Raw genomic sequence first — 26,068 nt, forward strand, 5'->3', positions numbered from 1 at the left:
GGCTGACTCATGGAAAACAATCAGCCCATCATCGTCAAACGCGTCAAGAAGGTTGCCGGCGGCCACCACGGCGGCGCGTGGAAAATTGCCTTCGCCGACTTCGCGACGGCGATGATGGCCTTCTTTCTGGTGATGTGGCTGATGTCGGTGGCCACGCCGGAGCAGAAGAAGCTGATTTCCGGCTACTTTAAAGACCCCATCGGCTTTTCCGAAAGCGCCAGCCCCTACGTCATCGACCTGGGCGGCTCGCCAACTCCTGCGCCTGACCGCACGTTGAATCCTGAACCGCAAGACCAGCAGGAGCAGAGCCAGCAGGACAGCGAACAGGCCGAGGTCGATCTTGAACAGGCCGAAACCCTGGCAGAAGAAATGGAGCGCGAGCGGCTGGAGCTGCTGCTGCAGGAGTTGCAGAACAAGGTCGAGGAAAACCCGCAGCTGCAGCGCTTCAAGGATCAGATCCTGTTTGAAATCACCCAGGACGGCTTGCGTATCCAGATTACCGATGCGGAAAACCGGCCGATGTTCGACCTTGGCAGCGCGCGCCTGCAGCCCTATTTCGAAGACATCCTGCTGGCCATGGCGGACACCATCAAGGCGGTGCCAAACAAGATCAGCGTCAGCGGCCATACCGATGCCAAGCCTTTTGTTGGTCGCGGCGATTTTGGCAACTGGGAGCTGTCGGCCGATCGAGCCAACTCGGCGCGACGTGCGCTGATCGCCGGCGGCTACGACGAAGATCAGGTCGCGCGGGTGGTGGGCTATGCCTCGTCGGCATTGTTCGACCGGGACGATCCGCTGAACCCAACCAACCGGCGTATCGATATCGTGGTGCTGACGAAGAAGGCTCAACGCTCCATCGAGGGCGAGCAGGAGACGGGCGAGGATCCGCGTGAGACCGATGTCGACTCGGCCCCCGCCGATCAACCGCCGGGTGATGGCGCGGGCGGCGCGGCAACCGGCTCTGCTCCGGCCGCGGATGCGCCAGCGCAGGCTGATGAGCTGCGCGAGCGGCTGAATATCTTCGAAGACGGCGTATTGCAGCTCGATCAGCCGAGCGAGTGATGGCCGGACAAAACTATTCTGCTGAAACGACAAGGCCGCGATTATCGCGGCCTTGTCGTTTCAGCGGGGTGCGGCGTCAGTACTCGGTTTCCGGCAGGCTGGCCAGGATGTGCCGATAGCTGGCCATGCGTTGCGCGTGAACGCGCCCGTCGGCCAGTGCCTGCAGGAGTGCGCAACCAGGCTCGCGATCGTGTTTGCAGTCGCGGAAGCGACAGCGCCCGAGCAGCTCGTTGAACTCGATGAAGCCCGCCTCGACATCGTCACGGCTGACATGAACCAGGCCGAATTCGCGAATTCCCGGTGAGTCGATCAGCTCGCCGCCGCCGGGGAAGTGGAACAGCCGCGCCGTGGTGGTGGTGTGGGTGCCCTTGCCGGTCAGCTCTGAAAGCGGCCCGACCCGGGTGTCGACTTCTGGCAGCAGGCTGTTGACCAGCGACGACTTGCCGACACCGGACTGGCCGACAAACACGCTGACGTGTCCGTCCAACTGCTGTTGCAACTGTTCCATGCCGTCACCCTGGTGGGCGGAAACCTCAAGCAGCGGGTAACCCAGCTCGCGATAGACGCCCAGCATGGCGTTCAGCGCCACGGCATTCTGTTCGTCGATCAGGTCGGCCTTGTTCAGCAGCAGCAGGGGGCGGATGCCCGCATGCTCGGCGGCAACCAGGTAGCGGTCGATCAGATTGGCGTGGGGTTCGGGCAGCGGGGCGAACACGATGACGATCAGGTCGACGTTGGCCGCCACGGGTTTCAACTGACCGCGGGTATCCGGCCGGCAGAGCTCGGTGGAGCGTGGCAACTGCGCGACTATCACGCCGATACCCTGGTTGCCGGCGCGCCATACCACTTGATCGCCAGTAACCATGGCCGGCAGGTTGGCCCGTAAGTGGCAGCGGAACACCTGGCCCGCCAGCTCGCCATCCAGCGCTTCGACTTCGACCTGGACGCCGAAGTGGGCGATCACCAGGCCCAGCTGTTCGGGCCCCAGGTCACCACCTTCCAGGGTTTGCACGGCCTGGGATTCGCGCTTGGCGGCACGGGCGGCGCGCTCGCCCTGGATTTTTTCGATGCGCCAGTTTTGCCGGCGATTGAGTTGGCGTTTGGCCATGAAGGTTCCGAGAGTTGAATTGCGATGAAAACGGCCGCGAGTCTAGCACGCATGTCGCGGCGCCCAATGCGGGAGCGACGGGTGCGAAGCGGTTAGACTGCCGTTCTCCGGAGGGTGCAGAGAATGTACATGGGCGAAAAGATCCGCGGCATACGTCGATTGGCCAACCAGCGCCCGGCGCTACTGGCGTTGCTGGCGCAGTTGGCAGCGATTGCGCTGATTGCGGCGGCGGTCTATCTGCTCACGCAACTATCGCCGTGGCGTCCGAGCGCATTGGCCGCCGGCCTGGTGCAGGGCTTGCTGGCCGCGAGCTTCGGCCACTGGCTGGGTTTGCCACGATGGTGGTGGTGGCTGAATCTGGGCTTCGTACCGGGGCTGCTGCTGTTCAGCGGCGCGCAGTTGCCGTCCTGGGTGTTTCTGCTCGGGTTTGCCGTGCTGCTGGTGCTCAACTGGAACAGTCTTGGGGAGCGGGTGCCGCTCTATCTGACCGGGTCGCGCAGCCGGCGGCAGCTGGCCGCGCTGCTCGCCCGACAGCCGCATGGGTTTAGTTTCGTTGATCTGGGATGTGGCCCGGCCGGCACATTGCGCGGGCTGGCGCGACAGTTTCCGGCGGCGCGTTTCGTGGGCGTGGAAACCGCGCCCCTGCCATTCGCCCTGGCCTGGTTGCGCTGTCGGAGGCAGCCCAACTGCGAAATTCGTTATCAAAGCCTCTGGCGCTGCGATCTGGCTGCGTTCGATGTGGCGTACTGCTTCCTGTCGCCCGCGCCCATGGCCGCGCTGTGGGCCAAGGCCTGCGCGGAGATGCCCGCTGGCGCGACGCTGATCAGCAACACCTTCGAAGTGCCGGACGTGCCGGCGGACGAACAGGTCGAGCTCGACGACTGGCGCCAGTCGCGCCTGCTGATCTGGCGCCTGCCAGGCTGATTTATTCGCTAAACTTGCCGCTCACGCCGAGGAGCACGCGCACCATGCAGAACCCATTGAATCTGATCTGGATCGACCTGGAAATGACCGGGCTGGAGCCGGAAACGGACGTCATCATCGAGATGGCCACCATCGTGACCGATAGCGAGCTGAATATCCTCGCCGAGGGGCCGGTGATCGCCGTGCACCAGAGCGATGAGCTGCTTGCCGGCATGGATGAATGGAACACCCGCACCCACGGCCAGAGCGGCCTGACTCAGCGGGTACGCGAGAGCACGATCAGCCAGGCCGAAGCCGAGGCGCAGACCATCGCCTTTCTCGAGCAGTGGGTACCGAAGGGCAAGTCACCGATCTGCGGTAACAGTATCGGCCAGGATCGGCGTTTTCTGTACCGCTACATGCCTACCTTGGAAGCCTATTTCCACTACCGCTACCTGGACGTCTCCACCCTGAAAATTCTTGCCGAGCGCTGGGCGCCGCAGGTCAAGGACGGCTTCGTCAAACAGGGCAGCCACCAGGCGCTGGACGATATCCGCGAGTCCATTGCCGAACTCAAGTACTACCGCCAGCACCTGCTTAAGGTCTGAGGTTCGCTAAAAAAATCGTAACCTATCGTTATGGGTTGGCCCTAGGGGCTCGTAGGGTGGACATGCCGAAGGCTTGTCCACCATCTGCACGTCAGCGATGGAAAAGGCTTCGCTATGTCCACCTTACAACAGCGCACGTAGTTTGGCTGCGGACTAACCAGGTTTGCGGCTCTGGTGTTGCGCCAGTGCCCACGCCACATGCTCGCGCACCAGTTCCGACGGATGCTCGCGGCGCGACTCCAGCGCTTCGAGTACGGGGATGCTCGAAGGGGCGTTGCCCAGGCCGACCGCCAAGTTGCGCAGCCAGCGTTCATAGCCGGCGCGGCGCAACGGCGAACCTTCGGTGCGACTCAGAAACTCCTCTTCGTTCCAGCGAAACAGCTGCGCCAGCTCGGCATTGTCGAGTTGGTGGCGCGGCTGGAAGTCGTTTTGCTCGGTCGGGCGGGCGAAACGGTTCCAGGGGCAGACCATCTGGCAGTCATCGCAACCGAACACGCGGTTGCCGATTGGGGCGCGCAGCTCTTCGGGAATCGCGCCCTTGAGCTCGATGGTCAGGTAGGAAATGCAGCGCCGTGCGTCCAGCACATAGGGGCCGACGAAGGCCGCGGTTGGGCAGATGTCCATGCAGGCCGTGCAGCGCCCGCAATGCTCGCTCGCGTGCGGGTCGTCCACCGGCAGCGGCAGGTCGACAAACAGCTCGCCGAGAAAGAAATAACTGCCGGCCTTGCGGTTGAGCACCAAGGTGTTCTTGCCGATCCAGCCCAGGCCCGCCTGTTCGGCGATGGCCTTTTCCAGCACCGGTGCGCTGTCGACGAAGGCGCGGTAGCCGAACGGACCGATCTGCTGCTGGATGCGCTCGGCGAGCTGCTGCAGGCGCTTGCGGATCAGCTTGTGGTAGTCGCGGCCTAAGGCGTAGCGCGATACGTAGGCCTTTTCCGGCTCGCCCAGGCGCCTGGCCATCTGGGTATCGCCAGGCAGGTAGTCCATGCGTAGCGAGACCACCCGCAGCGTACCGGGCACCAACTGTTCAGGGTGCGAGCGTTTGCTGCCATGGGCGGCCATGTAGTCCATCTCGCCCTGATAGCCGGCTTCCAGCCAGCGTTGCAGGTGCGCTTCATGCTCGCCCAGCTCCAGCCCGGTGATGCCGACCTGCTGAAAGCCCAGCTCGCGACCCCATTCCTTGATCGATTGGGCGAGGGCAGTGAGGTCAAGGGAGTCGGTGCGCATACAGGGCAGGTAACCGGAGCAGAGGTGGGTATAATTCTGCCAGACATCGGAGCCCGCGCATGCCTCATTCACCCGCCAATCTTCCCCTCGCGCTATACAGCGCTGCCCAGGTTCGCGAGCTCGATGCACGGCTGATCGCCGCCGGCACTCCGGGTTTCGAACTGATGAATCGCGCGGCCCATGCGCTCTGGCGAGCGTTGCGGCGGCGCTGGCCGGATGCCGGTGCGCTCACCGTGCTGGCCGGGCGTGGCAACAACGGTGGCGATGGTTACCTGCTGGCAGCGCTGGCGCAGCGCGCCGGTTGGCGGGTGCAGGTACTGGCAGCGGCTGACCCGCAGCAGCTGCAGGGCGATGCAGCCCTGGCGCGAAATGCGGCTCAAGAGGCCGGGATAAAGCTGCAGCGCTGGAACGAGACCGCCACGCTCGATGGTGTAGTGGTCGATGCGCTGCTGGGTACCGGCCTGACCGGCGCAGTACGTGAGCCGTATGCCGCCGCGATTGAGGCGATCAACGCCAGCGGCTTGCCGGTGATGGCGGTGGATATTCCTTCAGGGCTGTCCGCTGACACCGGTCAGGTGCTGGGCACAGCGGTGCGCGCGCGACTGACCGTGACGCTGATCGGTCTGAAGTTAGGCCTGTTCACAGGCGTCGCGGCGGACTGGGTGGGCGAGCTGGTGTTCGACGATCTGCAGGCCGATGCCGAACTCGTTGCCGCGCAAGGTTTCAGCGCGTTACGCCTGGCCGGGGCGAACATTCGCCCGTTGTCGCCACGGCCGCGCAACGTGCACAAGGGCCAATTGGGTCATGTGCTGGTGGTGGGTGGCGACCGCAGTTTTGCTGGTGCGGCGTTGCTTTCGGCGCAAAGTGCCTTGCGCGCAGGCGCCGGCCTGGTGTCGCTGGCCACCCGTGCAGAGCATCTGCCGGCTGCGCAGGCGCGTGTGCCTGAGGTGATGGGCGCCGCCGTGGCGTCGGCCAATCAATTGCTTGCGCTCGGCGCGAACGCTGATGTGTGGGTGGTGGGGCCGGGGTTGGCTCAAGCGGCATGGGGCCGCAGCCTGCTTTCGGCGGCAGCTGTCAGCGTTGCGCCGCAGGTCTGGGATGCTGATGCGCTGAATCTGTTGGCCGAAGGCGTGGTCAAGATGCCGGCTGGTGGCGTGATCACGCCGCATCCGGGCGAGGCCGCGCGGCTGTTGGGGATCGCCACAGCGGAAGTGCAGGCCGACCGCCCCGCTGCGGCGCTCGCGCTGGCCAGGCGCTACCAGACGATTTGTGTGTTAAAAGGCGCAGGCACGCTGGTTGCCGATGCGTCCGGCCGATTGATGCTGTGTGATCATGGGCACCCGGCCATGGCGGGTGCGGGGCTTGGCGATGTGTTGGCCGGGTTGATTGGCGCGTTACTCGGACAGGGGTTGCCGGCTTTCGATGCGGCCAGTCTCGGCGTATGGCTGCATGCCCGGGCGGGGGAGCGCCTGGCCGAGCAGGGGTGTGGGTTGGCTGCAGGCGATCTGTGTGCAGCCATTCGTCAGTTGTTGCAGGAGCAATCGGCTTGTCTGAATTAGAGCTGTACGCCGCCGACGAGGACGCGATGGTCGCGCTGGGTGCGCGCCTCGCTGAAGTCACCGCCGGGGTAGGCGTGATTTATCTGCAGGGTGACCTGGGGGCCGGCAAGACCACCCTGTCGCGGGGCATCATCCGTGGCCTGGGCCATGTGGGTGCAGTCAAGAGCCCGACCTTTACCCTGGTCGAGCCTTACGAACTCGGTGAGGTTCGCGCGTTCCACTTTGACCTTTACCGGCTGCTGGACCCTGAGGAGCTGGAGTTTCTTGGTATCCGCGATTACTTCGCGGGCGATGCGCTATGCCTGGTCGAGTGGCCCGAGCGAGGTGTTGGCATTTTGCCAAAGGCAGACCTGACCATTACCATTGCAGCCAAAGCGGCCGGCCGCAGCCTGCGTCTGCAGGCGCAAGGCCCGCGCGGCGAAGCCTGGTGTGCTGCATTGGCCATCGGGGCATGATTCTAATAAAGAGGTTGGCTATGCGCATAAGCGCAGTTTTCATCGTGGTTGCAGTCATGTTGGCGACGTTCGCCGCAGAAGTGCTGGCTGCATCGGATGTGCGTAGCGTGCGTTTGTGGCGAGCCCCGGATAACACGCGCCTGGTGTTCGATCTGTCCGGGCCGGTCAAGCACAGCGTGTTCACCCTGTCCGCACCGAACCGCATCGTCATCGACGTCGGTGGCGCCAAGCTCGCTACCCAGCTCGATAAACTGGCCCTGAGCAACACCCCGATTACCGGCATGCGCTCGGCGCAACGCACCCCTGAGGATTTGCGGGTGGTGATTGACCTGTCGGCTGCGGTAACGCCGAAAAGCTTTACCCTGGCGCCCAACCAGCAATATGGCCATCGCCTGGTGGTCGACCTGTTCGACAGCCCGGCGGATGCCGCGCCCGACCTGCCTGGCGCCACCATCGCGAGTGCGCCGCAGGTTCCGGTCACGCCTACTCAGGCGCCTCCCAAGCTGACGCCCGTACCCAATGGCAAGCGCGATGTCGTGATCGCCATCGACGCCGGCCACGGCGGCGAAGATCCCGGCGCCCTGTCGCCAGTAAAGGGGCAGTTCGAAAAACACGTAACGCTGGCCATCGCCAAGGAATTGCAGCGTCAGATCAATGCCGAAAAGGGCTTTCGCGGCGAGTTGGTGCGCACGGGCGACTACTTCATTCCGCTGCGCAAGCGCACCGAGATCGCCCGCAAGAAAGGCGCTGATCTGTTCGTTTCCATCCATGCCGATGCGGCGCCGAGGGCTGCCGCTTTCGGTGCGTCGGTGTATGCGCTGTCGGACCGTGGCGCGACCTCCGAGACCGCGCGCTGGTTGGCAGACTCGGAAAACCAGTCGGACCTGATCGGTGGCGCTGGCAACGTCAGCCTGGATGACAAGGACAGAATGCTCGCCGGCGTATTGCTCGACCTATCGATGACCGCGTCGCTGTCGTCGAGCCTGAACGTTGGCAACAAGGTGCTGAGCAACATGGGACGCATCACTCCGTTGCACAAGCGGCGGGTGGAGCAGGCCGGGTTCATGGTGCTGAAATCGCCGGATATCCCTTCGATTCTGGTGGAGACCGGTTTCATTTCTAACCCCAACGAAGCCCGCAAGCTCGCCAGCAAGGCCCATCAGCAGGCCCTTGCGCGCTCCATCGTTACTGGCGTGCGCCAGTTCTTCCATGAAAATCCACCGCCCGGCAGCCATGTGGCGTGGATGCGCGACAACGGCAAGATTACCCTCGGCCCGCGCGAGCACGTGGTCAATCCCGGCGAAAGCCTGGCGCTGATCGCCCAGCGCTACCAGGTCAGCCTCGGCGTGCTGCGTAGTGCCAACTCGCTGCGCTCCGATGTGATCAAGGTCGGCCAGAAACTGCAGATTCCAGCCACTGCACTGGCATCCCAACCATGAGTGAGCAGGTGCGCATCCAGCTGCTGAGTCCGCGGCTGGCCAACCAGATTGCTGCCGGCGAAGTGGTCGAGCGGCCCGCTTCGGTGATCAAGGAACTGCTGGAAAACAGCCTGGACTCCGGCGCCAAACGCATTGAGGTGGATGTCGAACAAGGCGGCGTCAAGCTGTTGCGGGTGCGCGACGACGGTACGGGCATCGCGGCCGATGACTTGCCGCTGGCGCTGGCGCGACATGCCACCAGCAAGATCCGCGAGCTGGAAGACCTCGAACAGGTCATGAGCCTGGGCTTTCGTGGCGAGGCGCTGGCGTCGATCAGCTCGGTTGCCCGGCTGACGCTGACATCGCGCACTGCCGATGCCGAACAGGCCTGGCAGGTGGAAACCGAAGGCCGCGACATGCAACCGCGGGTGCAACCCGCTGCCCATCCGGTCGGTACGTCGGTGGAAGTGCGCGACTTGTTCTTCAATACCCCGGCTCGGCGCAAATTCCTCAAGGCGGAAAAGACCGAATTCGATCATCTGCAGGAGGTGATCAAGCGCCTGGCGCTCGCGCGTTTCGATGTCGGTTTCCATTTGCGTCACAACGGCAAAACCGTGTTGGCGCTGCATGAGGCGGGCGACGATGTCAGCCGGGCGCGGCGGGTGGCGTCGGTCTGCGGGCCGGCCTTCCTCGAGCAAGCGCTGCCTATCGAGATCGAGCGTAACGGCCTGCATCTATGGGGTTGGGTCGGGTTGCCGACGTTCTCGCGTAGCCAGGCCGACCTGCAGTATTTCTACGTCAACGGTCGCATGGTGCGCGACAAGCTGGTTGCCCATGCCGTGCGCCAGGCTTACCGCGATGTGCTGTTCAACGGCCGCCATCCAACATTTGTGCTGTTTCTGGAAATCGATCCCTCGGTGGTCGATGTGAATGTGCACCCGACCAAGCACGAGGTGCGTTTTCGCGACGGCCGCATGGTTCACGACTTTCTCTACGGCACTCTGCACCGCGCGCTGGGAGAAGTGCGCCCCGAGGATCAATTGGCCGCGCCGGCTACCGTTGGCGGCATGCTGGCGCCGACGGGGCAGGCCGCGGGCGAGTTTGGCCCTCAGGGTGAAATCGGCTTGGCAACCAGCTTGCTTGAGCCTCAGCCGGCCGAGTCGATCTGGCGGTCGCCAGGCGCGGGCTACCAGGGTCAGCGCCCGGAAGCCGCTCTGCCGGCAGCCGAGGCGCAAGGCGCTTATCGGCAGTTCTTCGCGCCTATGGCCGGCAGGCCAGCCAGTCTGCCGGACGCGCAGGGCGATGTGCCGCCGCTGGGGTATGCCATCGCGCAGCTGAAAGGTATCTATATCCTCGCCGAGAACGTGCAGGGTTTGGTCGTGGTGGACATGCACGCCGCCCATGAGCGCATTACCTATGAGCGTTTGAAGGTCGCCATGGCCAGCGAGGGTTTGCGCGGTCAGCCGTTGCTGGTGCCCGAGTCGATTGCGGTCAGCCAGCGCGAGGCGGATTGCGCCGAAGAGCATGGACAGTGGTTCCAACGCCTCGGCTTCGAGCTGCAGCGGCTCGGCCCGGAAAGCCTGGCGATCCGTCAGATTCCTGCACTGCTCAAACAGGCCGAGGCCACGCGACTGGCACAGGACGTGTTGGCCGATCTGCTGGAATACGGCACCACCGACCGCATCCAGGCTCATCTCAACGAATTGCTTGGCACCATGGCCTGTCACGGCGCGGTGCGTGCCAACCGGCGGTTGACCCTGCCGGAAATGAACGCGTTGCTGCGCGACATGGAGCACACGGAGCGCAGTGGTCAGTGCAACCATGGGCGTCCGACCTGGACGCAATTGGGCATGGGCGATCTCGACAAGCTGTTCCTGCGTGGGCGCTAGCCTTCATTCACAGCGCGTGGGCCGCTGCTCGGCCGCGCCATCGGCTCGTCGGAAGCCTTGAGCATGTCGCTACGCCTACCGCCCGCGATATTCCTGATGGGGCCGACCGCCGCCGGCAAGACCGACCTGGCGCTCGAGTTGGCGCGCGCGCTGCCATGCGAACTGATCAGCGTCGACTCGGCGTTGATCTATCGCGGCATGGACATCGGCACGGCTAAGCCGGAGAAGTCCGTTCTCGCCGAATTCCCCCATCGTTTGATCGATATCCGCGATCCGGCCGAAAGTTATTCGGCTGCGGAGTTTCGCCAGGACGCCTTGGCCGCCATGGCCGAGATCACCGCGCGGGGGCGGATACCGCTGCTGGTAGGCGGCACCATGCTGTATTACAAGGCATTGCTAGAGGGGCTGGCCGACATGCCGGGCGCGGACCCGAGCGTTCGGGCCGAGCTGGAAGCGCGTGCTCAGGTCGAAGGATGGGATGCCCTGCACCGTGAGCTGGCTGCTGTAGACCCTGAGTCTGCTGCGCGTATTCACCCCAACGATCCACAGCGACTTACCCGTGCGCTCGAGGTTTACAGGGTCAGCGGGATGACGATGACCGCACACCGTCAGCGCCAGTCCGCGCAAAATCATGCGGGTGGCGCGCCTGGCAGTGGGCAATTCCCCTATACTGTCGCGCAGTTTGCGATAGCCCCGGCCGAGCGTCAGCTGTTGCACGAGCGTATTGCACGTCGATTTGAACTGATGGTGGAACAGGGGTTTGTTAGCGAGGTCGAACGCCTGCGTCAACGAAGTGACTTGCATCCAGGCTTACCGTCTATACGAGCTGTTGGTTATCGCCAGGCATGGGAATACCTGGACGGAAATCTCAGCGAAGCGCAGATGCGCGAGCGCGGCATCATCGCCACACGTCAATTGGCCAAGCGCCAGTTCACCTGGCTGCGCAGTTGGACCGATATCGAGTGGTTGGACAGCCTGGCGTGCGACAATCTGCCGCGCGCCTTGAAATACCTGGCAGCGGTCTCCATATTGACCTGAGACCTTGCCGTTAGCCGTCTATCCTTGGGGATATTCGGCCTGAAGCCATTCTTGGTTTACCGAAATTATTGATTATTGACCCCTAAAAGGAGTGCGGCACATGTCAAAAGGGCATTCGCTACAAGACCCTTACCTCAATACCCTGCGTAAGGAACGCGTCCCGGTTTCCATCTATCTGGTCAACGGCATCAAGCTGCAGGGTCAGATCGAGTCTTTCGACCAGTTCGTGATTTTGCTGAAAAATACTGTCAGCCAGATGGTCTACAAACACGCCATTTCGACTGTTGTACCTAGCCGCCCAGTGCGTCTGCCTAGTGCCACCGAAGGCGAGCAGGCTGAAGCTGAACCCGGTAACGCCTGATTAGGAGGCTGTATTGTTCTTCGAGCGCCATCAAGGGGGTGAACGGGCCATCCTGGTTCATCTGGACGGTCAGGACTCCGAGTCGCGCGAAGATCCGCAGGAGTTTCAGGAGTTGGCGCTTTCTGCTGGCGCCGACACCGTAGCCTTTCTAAGCGTGCCGAGTAATCGGCTGACCGCCAAGTACCTGATCGGCCGCGGGAAGGTTGAAGAGCTACGTGACCAGGTCAAGGCCGCCGAGGCCGACTTGGTCATTTTCAATCATGTCCTCACCCCGAGCCAGGAACGCAACCTTGAGCGTGCGTTCGAGTGTCGGGTGCTGGATCGCACCGGCCTGATTCTGGATATCTTCGCCCAGCGCGCGCGCACCCACGAAGGCAAGTTGCAGGTTGAGCTTGCCCAGCTGGATCACATGAGCACGCGGCTGGTGCGTGGCTGGACTCACCTTGAACGGCAGAAGGGCGGTATCGGCCTGCGTGGTCCCGGTGAAACTCAGCTGGAAACCGACCGCCGTCTGTTGCGGGTGCGCATTCGTCAAATCAAACAGAAACTCGAAAAGGTGCGCAGCCAGCGCGAGCAGGCGAGACGTGGCCGTCAGCGTGCCGATATTCCCTCGGTTTCGCTGGTCGGCTATACCAACGCTGGCAAGTCGACCTTGTTCAATGCGCTGACCGAGTCCGATGTTTACGCTGCCGATCAGTTGTTCGCCACCCTGGACCCGACGCTGCGCCGACTAGAGTTGGATGACCTGGGACCGATCGTGCTTGCCGATACGGTGGGCTTCATTCGCCATCTGCCGCACAAGCTCGTCGAGGCCTTTCGCGCGACGCTTGAAGAGTCGAGTAACTCCGACCTGCTGCTGCACGTGATCGACTCCCATGAGTCGGAGCGGGATCTGCAGATTGAGCAGGTGCTGGCGGTGCTGAGCGAGATCGGTGCCCATGAGTTGCCGATCCTCGAGGTCTACAACAAGCTGGATCTGCTGGAAGGGGTTGAACCGCAGATTCAGCGCGGTGCCGATGGCAAGCCGCAGCGGGTATGGTTGTCGGCGCGCGACGGGCGAGGCTTGCCGTTGCTCAAGCAGGCCATCGCCGAATTGCTCGGCAATGATTTGTTTGTCGGTACGCTGCGCTTGCCGCAGGATCTGGCGCGGCTGCGTGCGCAGTTCTTTGCCCAGGGGGCGGTCCAGCGCGAAGAACACAGTGATGATGGCAGCAGCCTCTTGGCGGTACGGCTACCACGCATCGAGCTGAACAGGCTGGTCAGTCGAGCGGGCTTGCAGCCGGTCGAGTTTTTGAAGCAACACACTTTGCAATAAAGCCTGCGTCAGTGGTTTTGCCGCTGGCCGCCGGCATTCGGTAGCATTGGTCGACGCGCCGTGGGCGCGTCTTTGCTTTATTAGTATGGAGAGCGCTATGGCTTGGAATGAGCCGGGTGGCAACTCGAACAATCAGGATCCTTGGGGTGGCCGCAAAGGCGGCGACCGCAAAGGGCCGCCGGATCTCGATGAAGCCTTCCGCAAGCTGCAGGAAAGCCTGAACGGGCTGTTCGGCGGCGGTAAGAAACGTGGCGGTGACGACGGCTCAAGTAAGGGCGGTGGTTTTGGCTTGCTATTGATCGGCCTGGCCTTGCTGGCAGCCATCTGGCTGTACAGCGCCATTTATGTGGTCGACGAGCAGGAGCAGGCCGTGGTGCTGCGCTTCGGCAAGTACTACGAAACTGTCGGTCCGGGTCTGAACATCTATTTCCCGCCGATAGACCGGAAGTTCCAGGAAAACGTCACCCGTGAGCGTGCGTACAGCAAGCAGGGGCAGATGTTGACCGAAGACGAAAACATCATCGAAGTGCCGCTGACCGTGCAATACAAGATCAGCAACCTGAAGGACTTTGTGCTCAACGTCGATCAGCCTGAGATCAGCCTGCAACATGCCACCGATAGTGCCGTGCGCCATGTGGTTGGCTCGACCGAGATGGATCAGGTGCTGACCGAAGGCCGTGAACTGATGGCCAGCGAAGTGAAGGATCGCCTGCAGCGCTTCCTCGACAACTACGGCACCGGCATCAGCGTGACGCAGGTCAACCTGCAAAGTGCTGCCGCACCACGTGAAGTGCAGGAAGCGTTCGACGACGTAATCCGTGCGCGTGAAGACGAGCAGCGTGAGAAGAACCAAGCGGAAACCTACGCAAATGGCGTGATCCCCGAGGCGCGTGGCCAGGCTCAGCGTCTGATCGAAGAGGCTACGGGTTATCGCGAAGCTGTCGTGTCGAGAGCGCAGGGTGAGGCTGATCGTTTCACCGCGCTGGTCAGCGAGTACCGCAAGGCTCCAGAAGTCACGCGCGAGCGTCTCTATCTGGACACCATGCAGGAGTTGATGACCAACACCAGCAAGGTATTGGTCACTGGCGAGAAGGGGCAGAACAATCTGCTGTATCTGCCGCTGGATAAAATGATCGACAGTCGCAGCAGTTCGACCCCTAGCGCCATTTCCGGTAGCGGTGCTGCTAGCAGCGACCTGGATACGCAGATGGGTAACGAGCTACGCCAGCCAGAGCTGCGTACAAGGGAGAGCCGTTGATGAGCAATAAATCGCTGATCGCCCTTATTGTTGGCGTGGTAATCGCCATCGTTGCGTGGAACAGCTTCTATATCGTTGCGCAGACCGAGCGTGCGGTGCTCTTGCAGTTCGGTCGCATCGTCAACACTGATGTGCAGCCCGGTTTGCATGTGAAGATTCCGTACGTGAATCAGGTGCGTAAATTCGATGCTCGCCTGCTGACGCTGGATTCGACCAGTTCGCGTTTCCTCACTCTGGAAAAGAAGGCATTGATGGTCGATGCCTATGCCAAGTGGCGGGTGCTCGACGCCGAGCGCTATTACACCGCTACCTCAGGTCTCAAGCAGATTGCCGATGAGCGTCTGGCTCGTCGTCTGGAAGCATCTCTGCGCGACCAGTTCGGCAAGCGCACCCTGCATGAGTCTGTGTCGGGTGAGCGTGATGCGTTGATGGCCGATGTGACCGCCTCGTTGAACCGCGCCGCACAGCGTGAGCTGGGCATCGAAGTGGTCGACGTCCGGGTCAAATCCATCGATCTGCCGAAAGAAGTCAATCGCAGCGTGTTCGATCGGATGAGTTCCGAACGTGAGCGTGAGGCGCGTGAGCACCGCGCGAAAGGCAAGGAACTGGCGGAAGGCATCCGCGCCGACGCTGATCGTCAGCGGCGCGTGTTGCTGGCTGATGCCTATCGCCAGGCTGAAGAGCTGCGCGGTGACGGTGACGCCCAAGCTGCCGCGATCTATTCGCAGGCTTACGGTCAGGACCAGGAGTTCTACTCCTTCTACCGCAGCCTGAGAGCCTATCGCGAGAGCTTCGCGGACAAGCGTGACGTACTGGTACTGGACCCGAATAGCGATTTCTTCCGCTACTTGGAAAAGTCCAAACCGTGACTTATCACCCTGGCGGCTAGCCGCCGGGGTGATCGTTATGGAAAACGTGGTATCATGCGGTAGCCGGGGAAATCCCGGCTTTTTTGCGTCTACGGGAATGATGTGGTGGTAGCCAGGCAGTGCTTAGGTCTCTTGCCTGTGCCGAAAATCGCCCATCCGCCCTCATCCGCACCTCGGGTGCGAGGTGCTCGCGTAGTTGATACAGCGTCGAACTGCGTCTTATGGGGTTGACTGGCATGTTGCTGGGAACAACCTTCCTAATATGGCTTCACTGAAGGCTTGTGCCGCCCGGATCAAGAGGGGAATGGCGAAATGGCAACGGTAGACCGCTGGCTTCTGCCAGATGGCATCGAAGAAGTACTGCCCCCGGAGGCCGCGCGTATCGAAGTCGCGCGCCGTCAGGTGCTGGATCTGTTCCAGCGTTGGGGCTATGAATTCGTGGTGACCCCGCATATCGAGTACCTGGATTCATTGCTCACTGGTGCCGGGCAGGATCTGGACCTGCGTACCTTCAAAGTGGTCGACCCCCTGTCCGGCCGGCAAATGGGTTTTCGCGCTGACATCACCCCGCAAGTGGCAAGAATTGACGCTCACACCCTGCGTCGCGAAGGGCCGAGCCGCTTGTGTTACGCCGGAAGCGTACTGCATGCCCAGCCGCGCGCGCTGACCACCTCGCGCAGCCCTATTCAGGTGGGCGCCGAGCTTTATGGCGACGCCAGCCCCGCCAGCGATGTGGAGGTGATCAGTCTGCTGGTCGACACTCTGGAGCTTGCCCAGGTGCCTGATGTGCACATGGACCTTGGTCATGTGGGAATCTACCGCGGCCTGGCCCGTGCTGCGGGCTTGTCTGGCGAGGTCGAGCAACAGTTGTTCGATGCCCTGCAGCGCAAGGCCATGGATGAGATCGGCGCATTGACCGAGTCCTTGCCGCCTGCACTCGGCAAGATGTTGCAGGCCCTGGCCGAGTTGTGCGGTGGTCGCGATGTTCTTGACCTTGCCCGGGCTTGTCTGGTCGAGGCGCCTGATGACGTGCACGCTGCGCTCGACGAGCTGCTGGCGATTGCCGACACGCTGAGCCTGCGATATCCCGAATTACCGCTGTATTTCGACCTTGGCGAGTTGCGCGGCTATCACTACCACACGGGCGTGGTGTTCGCCGCTTTCGTGCCTGGAATGGGCCAGTCGATCGCCCAAGGCGGTCGTTACGATGATATCGGTGCCGATTTTGGTCGTGCGCGCCCAGCTACCGGCTTTTCAACCGATCTCAAGACGCTGGTTACCCTGGGCCAGATGCAGCTGGGCGATCTGCCTGCCGGCATTTGGGCGCCGGATAGTCATGATGTCTATCTATGGCAGGCGGTAAAGCGCTTGCGCGGCGACGGCGAACGGGTCGTCCAGGCCCTGCCTGAGCAGGCCTTGAGTGACGCCCAGCTGGCTGGCTGCGATCGCCAGCTGGTATTGCGTGACGGCCGTTGGCAGGTTGTGCCGCTGGCGTCTTGACGGATTATCTGGATTGTTTCCGCCGGCCGAGGCCGGCATCAAGTTTGTGAAGAGGGTTAGTGTTATGGGTAAGAATGTCGTAGTTCTGGGCACCCAGTGGGGCGATGAAGGCAAAGGCAAGATCGTCGACCTGCTGACCGAACAGGCTGCAGCAGTGGTGCGCTATCAAGGCGGCCACAACGCCGGTCATACCCTGGTGATCGACGGTGAGAAAACCGTCCTGCATCTCATTCCCTCCGGCATCCTGCGCGAAAACGTGCAGTGCCTGATTGGCAACGGTGTCGTGGTTGCCCCCGACGCACTGATGCGCGAAATCATCAAGCTGGAAGCTAAAGGGGTGCCAGTTCGCGAGCGTTTGCGCATCAGCCCTTCCTGCCCATTGATCCTGCCTTACCACGTCGCACTGGATCAGGCGCGGGAAAAGGCGCGGGGCGATGCCAAGATCGGCACCACCGGCCGCGGCATCGGCCCGGCCTATGAAGACAAGGTCGCCCGTCGCGGTCTGCGCATTGGCGATCTGTTCCACCGCGAACGTTTTGCCGCGAAGCTGGGCGAGCTGCTCGATTACCACAACTTCGTCCTGGTCAATTACTACAAAGAGCCCGCAATCGACTTCCAGAAAACACTCGACGAGTGCATGGAATACGCCGAGCTGCTCAAGCCGATGATGGCCGACGTGACCGCTGTGCTGCATGAGATGCGTCGCGAATCCAAGGACATCATGTTCGAGGGCGCGCAAGGCTCGCTGCTGGACATCGACCACGGGACTTATCCCTATGTCACCAGCTCCAACACCACCGCAGGGGGTATTGCCACCGGGTCGGGCTTCGGGCCGATGTACCTGGATTACATCCTGGGTATCACCAAGGCTTACACCACACGGGTCGGCTCGGGCCCGTTCCCGACGGAGCTGTTCGACGACGTCGGCGCGTTCCTCGCCAAGCGCGGTCATGAGTTCGGCGCCACCACTGGCCGTGCGCGCCGTTGTGGCTGGTTCGATGCAGTCATCCTGCGTCGCGCCATCGAAATCAACAGCATCTCCGGGCTGTGTCTGACCAAGCTCGACGTGCTGGATGGTCTGGAAGTCATCCGCATCTGCACCGGTTACAAGGATCAGAACGGTGAGGTACTGGTCGATGCGCCGACCGATGCCGACAGTTACCTTGGGCTGCAGCCGGTTTATGAAGAAATGCCGGGCTGGAGCGAGTCGACCCTCGGCGCCAAGACGCTGGAAGAGTTGCCTGCGAACGCCCGTGCCTACATCAAGCGTGTGGAAGCACTGGTTGGTGCGCCGATCGATATCGTTTCCACTGGCCCGGATCGCAACGAAACAATTGTTCTGCGCCATCCGTTTGCCTGATTAACGCCGTTCGACCAGAAAGGGCCGCTCGATGCGGCCCTTTTTGTTTTTACGGCCAGGCCATTTCACGTTACAGCTTTGCCTATTTCGGCCGACTATCTTTGCAAATGCCCAGTTTGCTGACGTTTCGTAAGGAGTAGGACTTTGGCAGTCATGATCTCGCTGTTGCACAGCCGCCTGCTGCGCCCGGTCTTCATCGCGCTTGGTGTAGCCATTTTGTTGCAGGTCAGCTTCTCCGTCTGGATGACGCGCACCACGGTCGATGAACTGGTGACCGATCTGACGGCGCGCCTGCAGGGCGACAGCCGGCGGCTCAGCGACGAGCTCGCGGTGGCGGAGCGCGAAGTCGTCCAGAGTTTGGCTGCGCTTTCCAGCAATACCCGGAAAAGCCTCGGGACAGCGCTTTCCGCGCGTTTGCAAGCGGAGCGCGAACAGTTACGCGGGGTGCTGGAGCAGAATCTCAAGCAGTCCGGTGGGGCCATGGCGCAAATGTTAGCCGGCGTGGCACCCAAGGCAATCTGGGATAACGACGTGCCGGCGTTGACGGCGTTCGTGCGGATTGCGCAGCGCGATCCGGCGGTGCTGTTCGCGGTCTATTACGATGCTCAGGGCCAGCGTCTGACCCGCAGCTTCAATCGCAGCGACTCGCGGGTGCGTGAGTTGGTCAAGGTGGGGCAGGGCGACAGCCCGCTGGACAAGCTGATCGACGCGGCCTCGCGTGATCCCCAGGTGTATGTGGTCGAGACCGAGATCAACCCGATGGGCGCGGCGATCGGCAAGATCCAGCTGGGTTTGTCGATGGCTGCGGTGGCCAAGGAGTTGGAGGCCCTTGATCAACGCTTCGTGGCGCTGACTGGCAGCGCCGGCGAGCTGGTGGATGCCAGCCTTGCCGGGGCCTCGCGTGAAAGTACGGCGGCCTTGCAGCGGCGCCTGGCTGAGGCGCAGATCGCTGCCGAAGGCATGGCGAAGAACAGCGTAGGTTCAGTAAAGGCTGCGGCCGATAGTTTGCGCTGGCGGATTGCCGTAGGCCTGCTGGTGGTCGGCGTGCTTGCCCTGCTTGTGGTGGCGCTGGTACTCGGCTGGCGCGTGCTCAGTCGTTTGCGTCTGCTGATTGCCGCGGTCAATGACCTGGCAGCCGGCGAAGGCGATCTGACGCGGCGAGTCGAGCTGAATAGTCGCGACGAAGTAGGCGAAATGGCAGCAGCAGTGAACCGCTTCGTCGCAAAACTACAGCCCATCGTGCGTGAGGCCGGTGAAGTGGCGGTTCGCACCGGTCAGGAAATTCAAAGCCTAGCGTTGCGCAGCGCCGCATCCGAGTCGGCGGCCGAGCGGCAGCGCGATGAGGTCTCCGGCAGCTTGCAGGCACTTGCCCAGATGGCGAACGAGGCCAAGGCGGAGAGTCAGGCGATGCAAGAAGCGTTGCGCCGAGTTGCAGCCATCCGCCAGTCAACTGAAGACAATGCGGCGATCGCTCAGCGGGTGGGCGGCTCGATCGAAGAATTGGTGCGCAGCGTGGAAACCGGTGCTGCGGTAATCGAACGTCTGGCTGAGCAGAGTCAGCAGATCGAGGTGGTTCTGACGGTAATCCATGGCATTGCCGAGCAGACCAACCTGCTCGCCCTGAATGCCGCGATTGAGGCGGCGAGGGCAGGCGAAAGTGGTCGCGGCTTCGCTGTAGTGGCGGATGAGGTGCGTGCTTTGGCGAGCAAAACTCAGCAGTCGACCGGTGATATCCAGGCGCATATCGGAGCCCTCCAGCGCGGTGCGCGTGAGGCGGTGGGCGCCATTGGTCAGGCTGGCAAGCAGGCCGGTCAAGGGCTGGCGGCCTTGCGTGAAAGTGCCGATGTGCAGCAGGCCGTGCAGGTTGCGGTAGAAGAAGTGCACGGCGCGATCAACGCTGCGACCTTGGCCGCTGCTCACCAGGCAGAAGGGGTGGACGCGGTTCGCGGGCGGGTCGAGGTAATTCATGCCGAGGCACAGCGTGCCGCTGAAGCGGTAGTGGCCACTGCGCAAAGCGGACGGGTGCTGGATGACCTGGCGGCGCAACTCAAGGCGAGCCTTGGGCAATTTCGCGTTTAACAAGGGCGGCTGCTCAGGGCGGCCGCCGATCATGCTTGCGCATTTGGTTAAAACAAACAGGCAATAAAAAACCGAGCACTTGGCTCGGTTTTTTGAATTGGTGCCCAGGAGAAGACTCGAACTTCCACGACCGTAAGGTCACCAGCACCTGAAGCTGGCGTGTCTACCAATTTCACCACCTGGGCGTCGATTGCAAAGATTGCTTATTTACGATCAACTACAACAACGTTTGCCGTCGTTGTGGCGCGCATAATACGGACCGACTTTTTGCTTGTAAACCCCTGTTGCGGAAAATTTTATTGCCTGCGACGGGCTGACCCGAACAGGGGTTTCGCGCTTCAATAGGCGCATGGCAAAACGAATTTTTATAGAAAAGGTGAATTCTCTCTAATGGCCGATTGGCAATCCCTCGATCCCGAGGCCGCACGTGAAGCGGAAAAATACGAAAACCCCATTCCAAGTCGCGAACTGATTCTCCAGCATCTGGCTGATCGAGGTTCGCCCGCCAATCGCGAACAGTTGCTCGAAGAGTTTGGTCTGACCACCGAAGAGCAAATCGAAGCGCTGCGCCGCCGTCTTCGCGCCATGGAGCGCGATGGTCAACTGATATACACCCGCCGCGGTACCTATGCACCTGTCGACAAGCTGGATTTGATCCTGGGGCGCGTCAGCGGCCATCGCGACGGCTTCGGCTTTCTGGTTCCCGACGACGGCAGCGACGACCTGTTTCTCAGCCCGGCGCAAATGCGCCTGGTCTTCGACGGTGACCGCGCTCTGGCGCGGGTTTCCGGTCTCGACCGCCGTGGTCGGCGCGAAGGCGCGATTGTCGAAGTGATTTCCCGCGCCCACGAAAGCATCGTCGGTCGCTATTACGAAGAAAGCGGCATCGGATTTGTCGTTGCCGACAACCCCAAGATCCAGCAGGAAGTGCTTGTGACTCCCGGGCGTAATGCCGGCGCCAAGCAGGGTCAGTTCGTCGAGGTAAAAATCACCCATTGGCCGACCCCGCGTTTCCAGCCGCAAGGCGATGTGGTCGAGGTGGTCGGTAACTACATGGCCCCGGGCATGGAGATCGACGTGGCGCTGCGCAGCTATGACATTCCCCACGTCTGGCCGGAAGCCGTGCTCAAAGAGGCACACAAGCTCAAGCCTGAAGTCGAGGAAAAGGACAAGGAGAAGCGCATCGATCTGCGCCATCTGCCGTTTGTCACCATTGACGGTGAGGATGCACGCGACTTCGATGACGCCGTGTATTGCGAGAAGAACGGCAGCAACTGGCGGCTGTTTTCGGGCGGCTGGAAGCTGTACGTCGCCATCGCCGACGTGTCGCACTACGTGAAAATCGACTCGGCGCTGGATGCCGAGGCGCAGGTGCGTGGCAACTCGGTGTATTTCCCTGAGCGTGTCATCCCAATGTTGCCGGAAGAGCTGTCAAACGGCCTCTGTTCGTTGAACCCGCACGTTGATCGCTTGGCCATGGTCTGTGAAGTCAGTATCTCGAAGACCGGCAAGATGACCGACTACCAGTTCTACGAGGCGGTAATCCACTCTCATGCGCGGCTGACCTACAACAAGGTCAGCGCGATGCTCGAGCAGCCGAAAACCAGCGAGGGCAAAGCCCTGCGCAGCGAGTACAAGGAGGTGCTGCCGCATCTCAATCAACTCTATTCGCTGTATCAGGTATTGCTGGCGGCGCGTCACGAGCGCGGTGCGATCGATTTCGAAACCCAGGAAACCCGCATCATCTTCGGCTCCGGGCGCAAGATTTCGGAGATTCGCCCAACCCAGCGCAACGATGCGCACAAGCTGATCGAAGAATGCATGCTGGCTGCCAACGTAGCCACCGCAGCCTTTATGCAGAAGCACGAGATTCCGGCGCTATACCGCGTGCATGACGGTCCGCCGCCGGAGCGGGTGGAGAAGCTCAAGGCCTTCCTCACCGAACTCGGCCTGTCGCTGCACCGCGGCAAATCCAAGGATGGCCCGACGCCCAAGGATTATCAGGCTCTGCTGGAAGGCATCCGCGAGCGGCCTGACTATCACCTGATCCAGACCGTGATGCTGCGCTCCCTGAGTCAGGCGGTTTACAGCGCCGACAATCAGGGCCACTTCGGTCTGAACTACGATGCCTACGCGCATTTCACGTCGCCGATTCGCCGCTATCCGGATCTGCTGATCCATCGGGCCATTCGTAGCGTGATCCGCTCCAAGCTGGACACGCCGCACGTCAAGCGCGCGGGCGCGACCATCATGCCGAAGGCGCGCATCTATCCCTATGATGAAGCCATCCTTGAACAGCTCGGCGAGCAGTGTTCGATGTCCGAGCGGCGTGCCGATGAGGCGACGCGCGATGTGGTGAACTGGCTCAAGTGCGAGTTCATGAAGGACCGGGTTGGCGAAACCTTCCCAGGCGTCATTACCGCGGTAACCGGCTTCGGGCTGTTCGTCGAGCTGACCGATATTTACGTCGAAGGCCTGGTGCATGTCACTGCGCTGCCGGGCGACTATTACCACTTCGATCCGGTTCACCATCGCCTGGCCGGCGAGCGCAGCGGGCGTAATTTCCGTTTGGGCGACAGTGTCGAAGTCAAGGTCATGCGGGTCGATCTGGACGAGCGCAAGATTGATTTCGAAATCGCCCAGAGCGCGCTCGACGCTCCTGCCGGCCGCAAGCGAGAAGCGCCAGGCAGAACCGGACGAGGTGCGCGGGGTGCGACGGCGGATAAGTCGAGTGCCAGTGGCTCCGACGTGCAGAAAAGCCGTGAGCTGAAGCAGGCCCTGATCAACGAGTCGAAGAGCAAGGCGGGCAAGGGCCGCGGCAAGTCAGAGGCAGCGAAACCGGCTGCCGATGGCAAATCCGGCAAGTCGCGCAGTGGCTCGAGCAAAAGCGCCGCGCCTTCGACTGGCGCGCGCAAGCGCAAGGCGAAGCCATGACCCAGTTGGAAAAAATCTACGGCGTTCATGCCGTGGAGGCGCTGCTTCGTCATCATCCAAAGCGGGTCAAACAGGTTTGGCTGGCCGAAGGGCGCAATGACCCGCGGGTGCAGACGTTGTTGGGGCTGGCCAGTGAGGCGCGGGTCGCTGTTGGCCAGTGCGAGCGGCGCGAGATGGACGCCTGGGTCGAGGGTGTTCATCAGGGCGTAGTGGCGGATGTCAGCCCCAGTCAGGTATGGGGCGAGGCGATGCTCGAAGAGCTGCTCGATCGCGCTGAAGGCCCGCCATTGCTGCTGGTGCTGGATGGCGTGACTGATCCTCACAACCTTGGTGCCTGCCTGCGTACGGCGGATGCCGCCGGTGCGCTGGCGGTGATAGTACCCAAGGACAAATCTGCCACGCTCAACGCCACGGTGCGCAAAGTGGCTTGCGGAGCGGCCGAGGTGATTCCGCTGGTGGCGGTGACCAACCTGGCCCGCAGCCTGGAAAAGCTTCAGCAGCGTGGCTTGTGGGTGGTCGGTACCGCGGGCGAGGCTGAGCAGGAGTTGTATGAGCATGACCTGACCGGGCCTACCGTGCTGATCATGGGCGCCGAAGGCAAGGGCATGCGCCGCCTGACTCGCGAGCATTGCGATTACTTGGTCAAGCTGCCGATGGCGGGCAGCGTCAGCAGTCTCAATGTGTCGGTAGCTACTGGTGTGTGCCTGTTCGAGGCACTGCGCCAGCGCAAGGCTGTCGGCAAGAAGTAGCTGCGTAGCGGGCGCCTGGCTGGTGCCCGTTGATGCTGTCTTTGGCAGCGTCTTTTCTTTCCGCGCATTCGCTGCGGATTGTTCAAATAATCACCAGTTCACCTTGCTTGTGCCGGGGCGCTTCTCTAGAATGGCGCCCCTTGCCGCGACGGCAGGCGCTTTTGCGCCCTCCCGATTGAGCAAGACACAAGTGTTATTCACTCCTTGCCTGACCGCATTTTGGCGGCAGGCTACAACCCGTAAGGAGCATTTATGCGTCATTACGAAATCATCTTTCTGGTTCACCCGGACCAGAGCGAGCAAGTCGGCGGCATGGTTGAGCGTTACACCAAGCTGATCGAAGAAGACGGCGGCAAGATTCACCGCCTGGAAGACTGGGGTCGTCGTCAGCTGGCTTACGCCATCAACAACGTCCACAAAGCTCACTACGTGATGCTCAACGTAGAGTGCACCGGCAAAGCCCTGGCTGAGCTGGAAGACAACTTCCGTTATAACGATGCCGTGATCCGTAACCTGGTCATCCGTCGCGACGAGGCCGTTACTGACCAGTCCGAGATGCTCAAGGCCGAAGAAAATCGCAGCGAGCGCCGCGAGCGTCGTGACCGTCCTGAACACGCCGATTCTGCTGATGGCGATGACGGTGACAACAACGACAGCGACAACGCTGACGAGTAATCCACGGATCTATTGAGGAGCCACTCTCATGGCACGTTTCTTCCGTCGTCGTAAATTCTGCCGTTTCACCGCTGAAGACGTGAAAGAGATCGATTTCAAAGATCTCAACACCCTGAAAGCCTACATCTCGGAAACCGGCAAGATCGTTCCAAGCCGTATCACCGGTACCAAGGCTCGTTATCAGCGTCAGCTGGCTACCGCTATCAAGCGCGCCCGCTTCCTGGCCCTGCTGCCCTACACCGACAGCCACGGCCGCTGAGACCGGATGATCGACAAGAAGTAAGGGATAAATCGCATGCGCGCCTTGGCTGAATTCATTATGCGCGGCCGCATGCAGGCCACTCTGGTAGTGGTCGTTTCTGCGGCATTGCCGCTGCTGTTCTGGTTAAGTGCTGCCGCAGGATGCCTGGTGCTCTTGCGGCGCGGCCTGAGTGATGCTCTTGGCATCCTTGTCTGGGCCATGCTGCCGGCCATTGGTTGGTGGTATTTCGGCGAACCGCGCACCCTTCTGGTGTTGCTCGGTGCGCTGGGGCTGGCGTTGTTGTTACGCGCCAACCTGTCCTGGAGCCGTGTGCTGCTCTGCAGCGTGGCGTTGGGCCTGGTGTATGGGCTGATCTTGGGTGCGGTGTTCCGCGAACCCATCGAGGCAATGGCGGGTGAGCTGCAAAAGCTTATGCCGCAAATGCTTGATGGGGTTCACCAGCAGTTGTCGGTGGACGAGCGAGCGCGCCTGGATAGCCTGATTACACCGGTACTGACCGGTTTGATAGCGGCGCTGCTGCAGATAGTCAGCCTGTTGAGCCTGATGCTTGGGCGCTACTGGCAAGGGCTGTTGTATAACCCGGGAGGTTTCGGGCGCGAGTTTCACGCGCTGAAGCTGCCCGCTCCGCTGGCGATGTTGCTGCTGGTTGGCATGCTGTTGGGGCCCAACCTGGGGCCGCAGATGGCCATGTTGACGCCGCTGTGCAGCGTGCCGCTGGCGTTTGCCGGCATCGCCCTGTGGCATGGGCTGGTGGGGCAGGGGCGACTGGCGAAGTTCTGGCTGGTTGGGTTGTACATCACGCTGTTGCTGTTTATGCAGCTGATTTATCCGTTACTGGTGGTTTTGGCCATCGTCGACAGTCTGTTTGATTTTCGTGGTCGCTTCGAGCGCAAGACCGGCTCGAATTCCACGAACGGTGAAGGTTAAAAGTTAAGAGGTTATTACCAAATGGAACTGATCCTGCTGGAAAAAATCGCCAACCTGGGCAACCTGGGCGATAAAGTGAATGTTAAGGCCGGTTACGGTCGTAACTTCCTGCTGCCGCAAGGCAAAGCCACCGCCGCTACTGCTGCAAACGTTGCTGCGTTTGAAGCCCGTCGCGCCGAACTGGAAAAACTGGCTGCCGAGAAGAAAGCGTACGCTGAATCCCGCGCCGCCCAGTTGGCTGAACTGGAAGTCACCATCACCGCTACCGCGGGCGATGAAGGCAAACTGTTCGGCTCCATCGGTACTCACGACATCGCTGAAGCCCTGACTGCCTCTGGCGTCGAAGTGGCCAAAGCTGAAGTGCGTCTGCCGAACGGCACCATTCGCCAAGTTGGCGAATACGACGTGGCCGTGCACCTGCACAGCGACGTTGAAGCGACCGTTAAGGTTGTAGTAGTAGCTGCCTAAGGTAGCCTGCTAAGCGGCCCTTGCACTTAGGTGCAGGCTCGCTA

Annotated in this window: 23 protein-coding genes, 1 tRNA gene and 1 pseudogene; 22 read left to right on the top strand and 3 right to left on the bottom strand. The window is 61.7% G+C overall.

Going from position 1 to position 26,068, the window contains the following annotated elements; translation table 11 throughout:
• Nucleotides 1-9: 9 nt before the first annotated feature.
• Entirely contained in the window at nucleotides 10-1,062 is a 1,053-nt protein-coding gene (gene motB, locus ACX0MV_RS03635) for a flagellar motor protein MotB (protein WP_458981133.1), read from the top strand.
• Between the two features lie 76 nt (nucleotides 1,063-1,138).
• Here the strand turns inward: motB and rsgA are convergent, their stop codons facing one another.
• On the bottom strand, nucleotides 1,139-2,170 hold the full coding sequence (rsgA, locus tag ACX0MV_RS03640) for a small ribosomal subunit biogenesis GTPase RsgA (RefSeq protein ID WP_458981134.1): 1,032 nt from the start codon (nucleotides 2,168-2,170) through the stop codon (nucleotides 1,139-1,141).
• 129 nt (nucleotides 2,171-2,299) lie between these two features.
• Here rsgA and ACX0MV_RS03645 point away from each other — a divergent pair, with 129 nt between their 5' ends.
• On the top strand, nucleotides 2,300-3,094 hold the full coding sequence (locus tag ACX0MV_RS03645) for a class I SAM-dependent methyltransferase (protein WP_458981135.1): 795 nt from the start codon (nucleotides 2,300-2,302) through the stop codon (nucleotides 3,092-3,094).
• A gap of 44 nt (nucleotides 3,095-3,138) precedes the next feature.
• Nucleotides 3,139-3,681, top strand: coding sequence for an oligoribonuclease (gene orn, locus ACX0MV_RS03650; RefSeq protein ID WP_458981136.1), 543 nt, complete (start codon nucleotides 3,139-3,141; stop codon nucleotides 3,679-3,681).
• Nucleotides 3,682-3,834: 153 nt separating this feature from the next.
• Here the strand turns inward: orn and queG are convergent, their stop codons facing one another.
• Nucleotides 3,835-4,908, bottom strand: coding sequence for a tRNA epoxyqueuosine(34) reductase QueG (gene queG / locus ACX0MV_RS03655; protein ID WP_458981137.1), 1,074 nt, complete (start codon nucleotides 4,906-4,908; stop codon nucleotides 3,835-3,837).
• 59 nt (nucleotides 4,909-4,967) lie between these two features.
• Here queG and ACX0MV_RS03660 point away from each other — a divergent pair, with 59 nt between their 5' ends.
• The 13 genes and pseudogenes from ACX0MV_RS03660 (at nucleotide 4,968) to ACX0MV_RS03720 (ending at nucleotide 20,009) form a co-directional block, all read left to right on the top strand.
• Nucleotides 4,968-6,467 carry an NAD(P)H-hydrate dehydratase gene (locus tag ACX0MV_RS03660; protein WP_458981138.1) on the top strand — a complete coding sequence of 500 codons (1,500 nt, stop codon included), beginning with the start codon at nucleotides 4,968-4,970 and terminating at the stop codon, nucleotides 6,465-6,467.
• Complete coding sequence (tsaE, locus tag ACX0MV_RS03665; protein WP_458981139.1) at nucleotides 6,455-6,922, top strand: tRNA (adenosine(37)-N6)-threonylcarbamoyltransferase complex ATPase subunit type 1 TsaE; 468 nt, start codon at nucleotides 6,455-6,457, stop codon at nucleotides 6,920-6,922. Before ACX0MV_RS03660 ends, tsaE begins: the two co-directional genes overlap by 13 nt.
• Nucleotides 6,923-6,942: 20 nt before the next feature.
• Nucleotides 6,943-8,361, top strand: a complete 1,419-nt coding sequence (locus ACX0MV_RS03670; protein ID WP_458981140.1) for an N-acetylmuramoyl-L-alanine amidase — start codon at nucleotides 6,943-6,945, stop codon at nucleotides 8,359-8,361.
• Nucleotides 8,358-10,229, top strand: a complete 1,872-nt coding sequence (gene mutL, locus ACX0MV_RS03675; RefSeq protein ID WP_458981141.1) for a DNA mismatch repair endonuclease MutL — start codon at nucleotides 8,358-8,360, stop codon at nucleotides 10,227-10,229. The genes ACX0MV_RS03670 and mutL overlap by 4 nt, the downstream gene beginning before the upstream one ends.
• A gap of 63 nt (nucleotides 10,230-10,292) precedes the next feature.
• Complete coding sequence (gene miaA / locus ACX0MV_RS03680) at nucleotides 10,293-11,267, top strand: tRNA (adenosine(37)-N6)-dimethylallyltransferase MiaA (protein WP_458981142.1); 975 nt, start codon at nucleotides 10,293-10,295, stop codon at nucleotides 11,265-11,267.
• A 100-nt stretch (nucleotides 11,268-11,367) separates the two neighbouring features.
• Nucleotides 11,368-11,628, top strand: a complete 261-nt coding sequence (gene hfq / locus ACX0MV_RS03685) for an RNA chaperone Hfq (protein WP_137818587.1) — start codon at nucleotides 11,368-11,370, stop codon at nucleotides 11,626-11,628.
• Between the two features lie 13 nt (nucleotides 11,629-11,641).
• Nucleotides 11,642-12,943 (top strand): ribosome rescue GTPase HflX, encoded by a 1,302-nt coding sequence (gene hflX / locus ACX0MV_RS03690; RefSeq protein WP_458981143.1) that lies wholly within the window; start codon nucleotides 11,642-11,644, stop codon nucleotides 12,941-12,943.
• 97 nt (nucleotides 12,944-13,040) lie between these two features.
• The gene (gene hflK / locus ACX0MV_RS03695) at nucleotides 13,041-14,201 is read left to right on the top strand and encodes an FtsH protease activity modulator HflK (protein WP_458981144.1); all 1,161 of its coding nucleotides are present in this window, start codon (nucleotides 13,041-13,043) and stop codon (nucleotides 14,199-14,201) included.
• Nucleotides 14,201-15,070, top strand: coding sequence for a protease modulator HflC (gene hflC, locus ACX0MV_RS03700; RefSeq protein WP_458981145.1), 870 nt, complete (start codon nucleotides 14,201-14,203; stop codon nucleotides 15,068-15,070). Before hflK ends, hflC begins: the two co-directional genes overlap by 1 nt.
• Before the next feature lie 312 nt (nucleotides 15,071-15,382).
• Nucleotides 15,383-16,570, top strand: coding sequence for an ATP phosphoribosyltransferase regulatory subunit (locus tag ACX0MV_RS03705; RefSeq protein WP_458981146.1), 1,188 nt, complete (start codon nucleotides 15,383-15,385; stop codon nucleotides 16,568-16,570).
• 64 nt (nucleotides 16,571-16,634) lie between these two features.
• Entirely contained in the window at nucleotides 16,635-17,930 is a 1,296-nt protein-coding gene (locus ACX0MV_RS03710) for an adenylosuccinate synthase (RefSeq protein WP_458981147.1), read from the top strand.
• A gap of 960 nt (nucleotides 17,931-18,890) precedes the next feature.
• Nucleotides 18,891-19,151 (top strand): annotated as a pseudogene (locus ACX0MV_RS03715) (HAMP domain-containing protein); the annotation flags it as partial.
• Nucleotides 19,125-20,009, top strand: a complete 885-nt coding sequence (locus ACX0MV_RS03720) for a methyl-accepting chemotaxis protein (RefSeq protein ID WP_458981747.1) — start codon at nucleotides 19,125-19,127, stop codon at nucleotides 20,007-20,009. The pseudogene ACX0MV_RS03715 and the gene ACX0MV_RS03720, both read left to right, overlap by 27 nt.
• Nucleotides 20,010-20,107: 98 nt before the next feature.
• Here ACX0MV_RS03720 and ACX0MV_RS03725 read toward each other — a convergent pair.
• A tRNA-Leu gene (locus tag ACX0MV_RS03725) sits at nucleotides 20,108-20,194 on the bottom strand.
• A 205-nt stretch (nucleotides 20,195-20,399) separates the two neighbouring features.
• Between ACX0MV_RS03725 and rnr the strand changes: the two genes are divergently transcribed.
• From rnr to rplI, 6 genes are all read left to right on the top strand, one after another.
• The gene (gene rnr / locus ACX0MV_RS03730) at nucleotides 20,400-22,943 is read left to right on the top strand and encodes a ribonuclease R (protein WP_458981148.1); all 2,544 of its coding nucleotides are present in this window, start codon (nucleotides 20,400-20,402) and stop codon (nucleotides 22,941-22,943) included.
• The gene (rlmB, locus tag ACX0MV_RS03735) at nucleotides 22,940-23,692 is read left to right on the top strand and encodes a 23S rRNA (guanosine(2251)-2'-O)-methyltransferase RlmB (protein WP_458981149.1); all 753 of its coding nucleotides are present in this window, start codon (nucleotides 22,940-22,942) and stop codon (nucleotides 23,690-23,692) included. Before rnr ends, rlmB begins: the two co-directional genes overlap by 4 nt.
• A 252-nt stretch (nucleotides 23,693-23,944) precedes the next feature.
• Nucleotides 23,945-24,367, top strand: coding sequence for a 30S ribosomal protein S6 (gene rpsF / locus ACX0MV_RS03740; RefSeq protein WP_458981150.1), 423 nt, complete (start codon nucleotides 23,945-23,947; stop codon nucleotides 24,365-24,367).
• Between the two features lie 28 nt (nucleotides 24,368-24,395).
• On the top strand, nucleotides 24,396-24,626 hold the full coding sequence (gene rpsR, locus ACX0MV_RS03745) for a 30S ribosomal protein S18 (RefSeq protein ID WP_003246847.1): 231 nt from the start codon (nucleotides 24,396-24,398) through the stop codon (nucleotides 24,624-24,626).
• Nucleotides 24,627-24,662: 36 nt separating this feature from the next.
• On the top strand, nucleotides 24,663-25,556 hold the full coding sequence (locus ACX0MV_RS03750; RefSeq protein WP_458981151.1) for a YybS family protein: 894 nt from the start codon (nucleotides 24,663-24,665) through the stop codon (nucleotides 25,554-25,556).
• Between the two features lie 21 nt (nucleotides 25,557-25,577).
• Nucleotides 25,578-26,024: a 50S ribosomal protein L9 gene (gene rplI, locus ACX0MV_RS03755; RefSeq protein ID WP_458981152.1), complete on the top strand. Its 447-nt coding sequence runs from the start codon at nucleotides 25,578-25,580 to the stop codon at nucleotides 26,022-26,024.
• The last annotated feature ends 44 nt before the right edge of the window (nucleotides 26,025-26,068 follow it).

The sequence above is a fragment of the Pseudomonas cistanchae genome, from assembly GCF_054483635.1.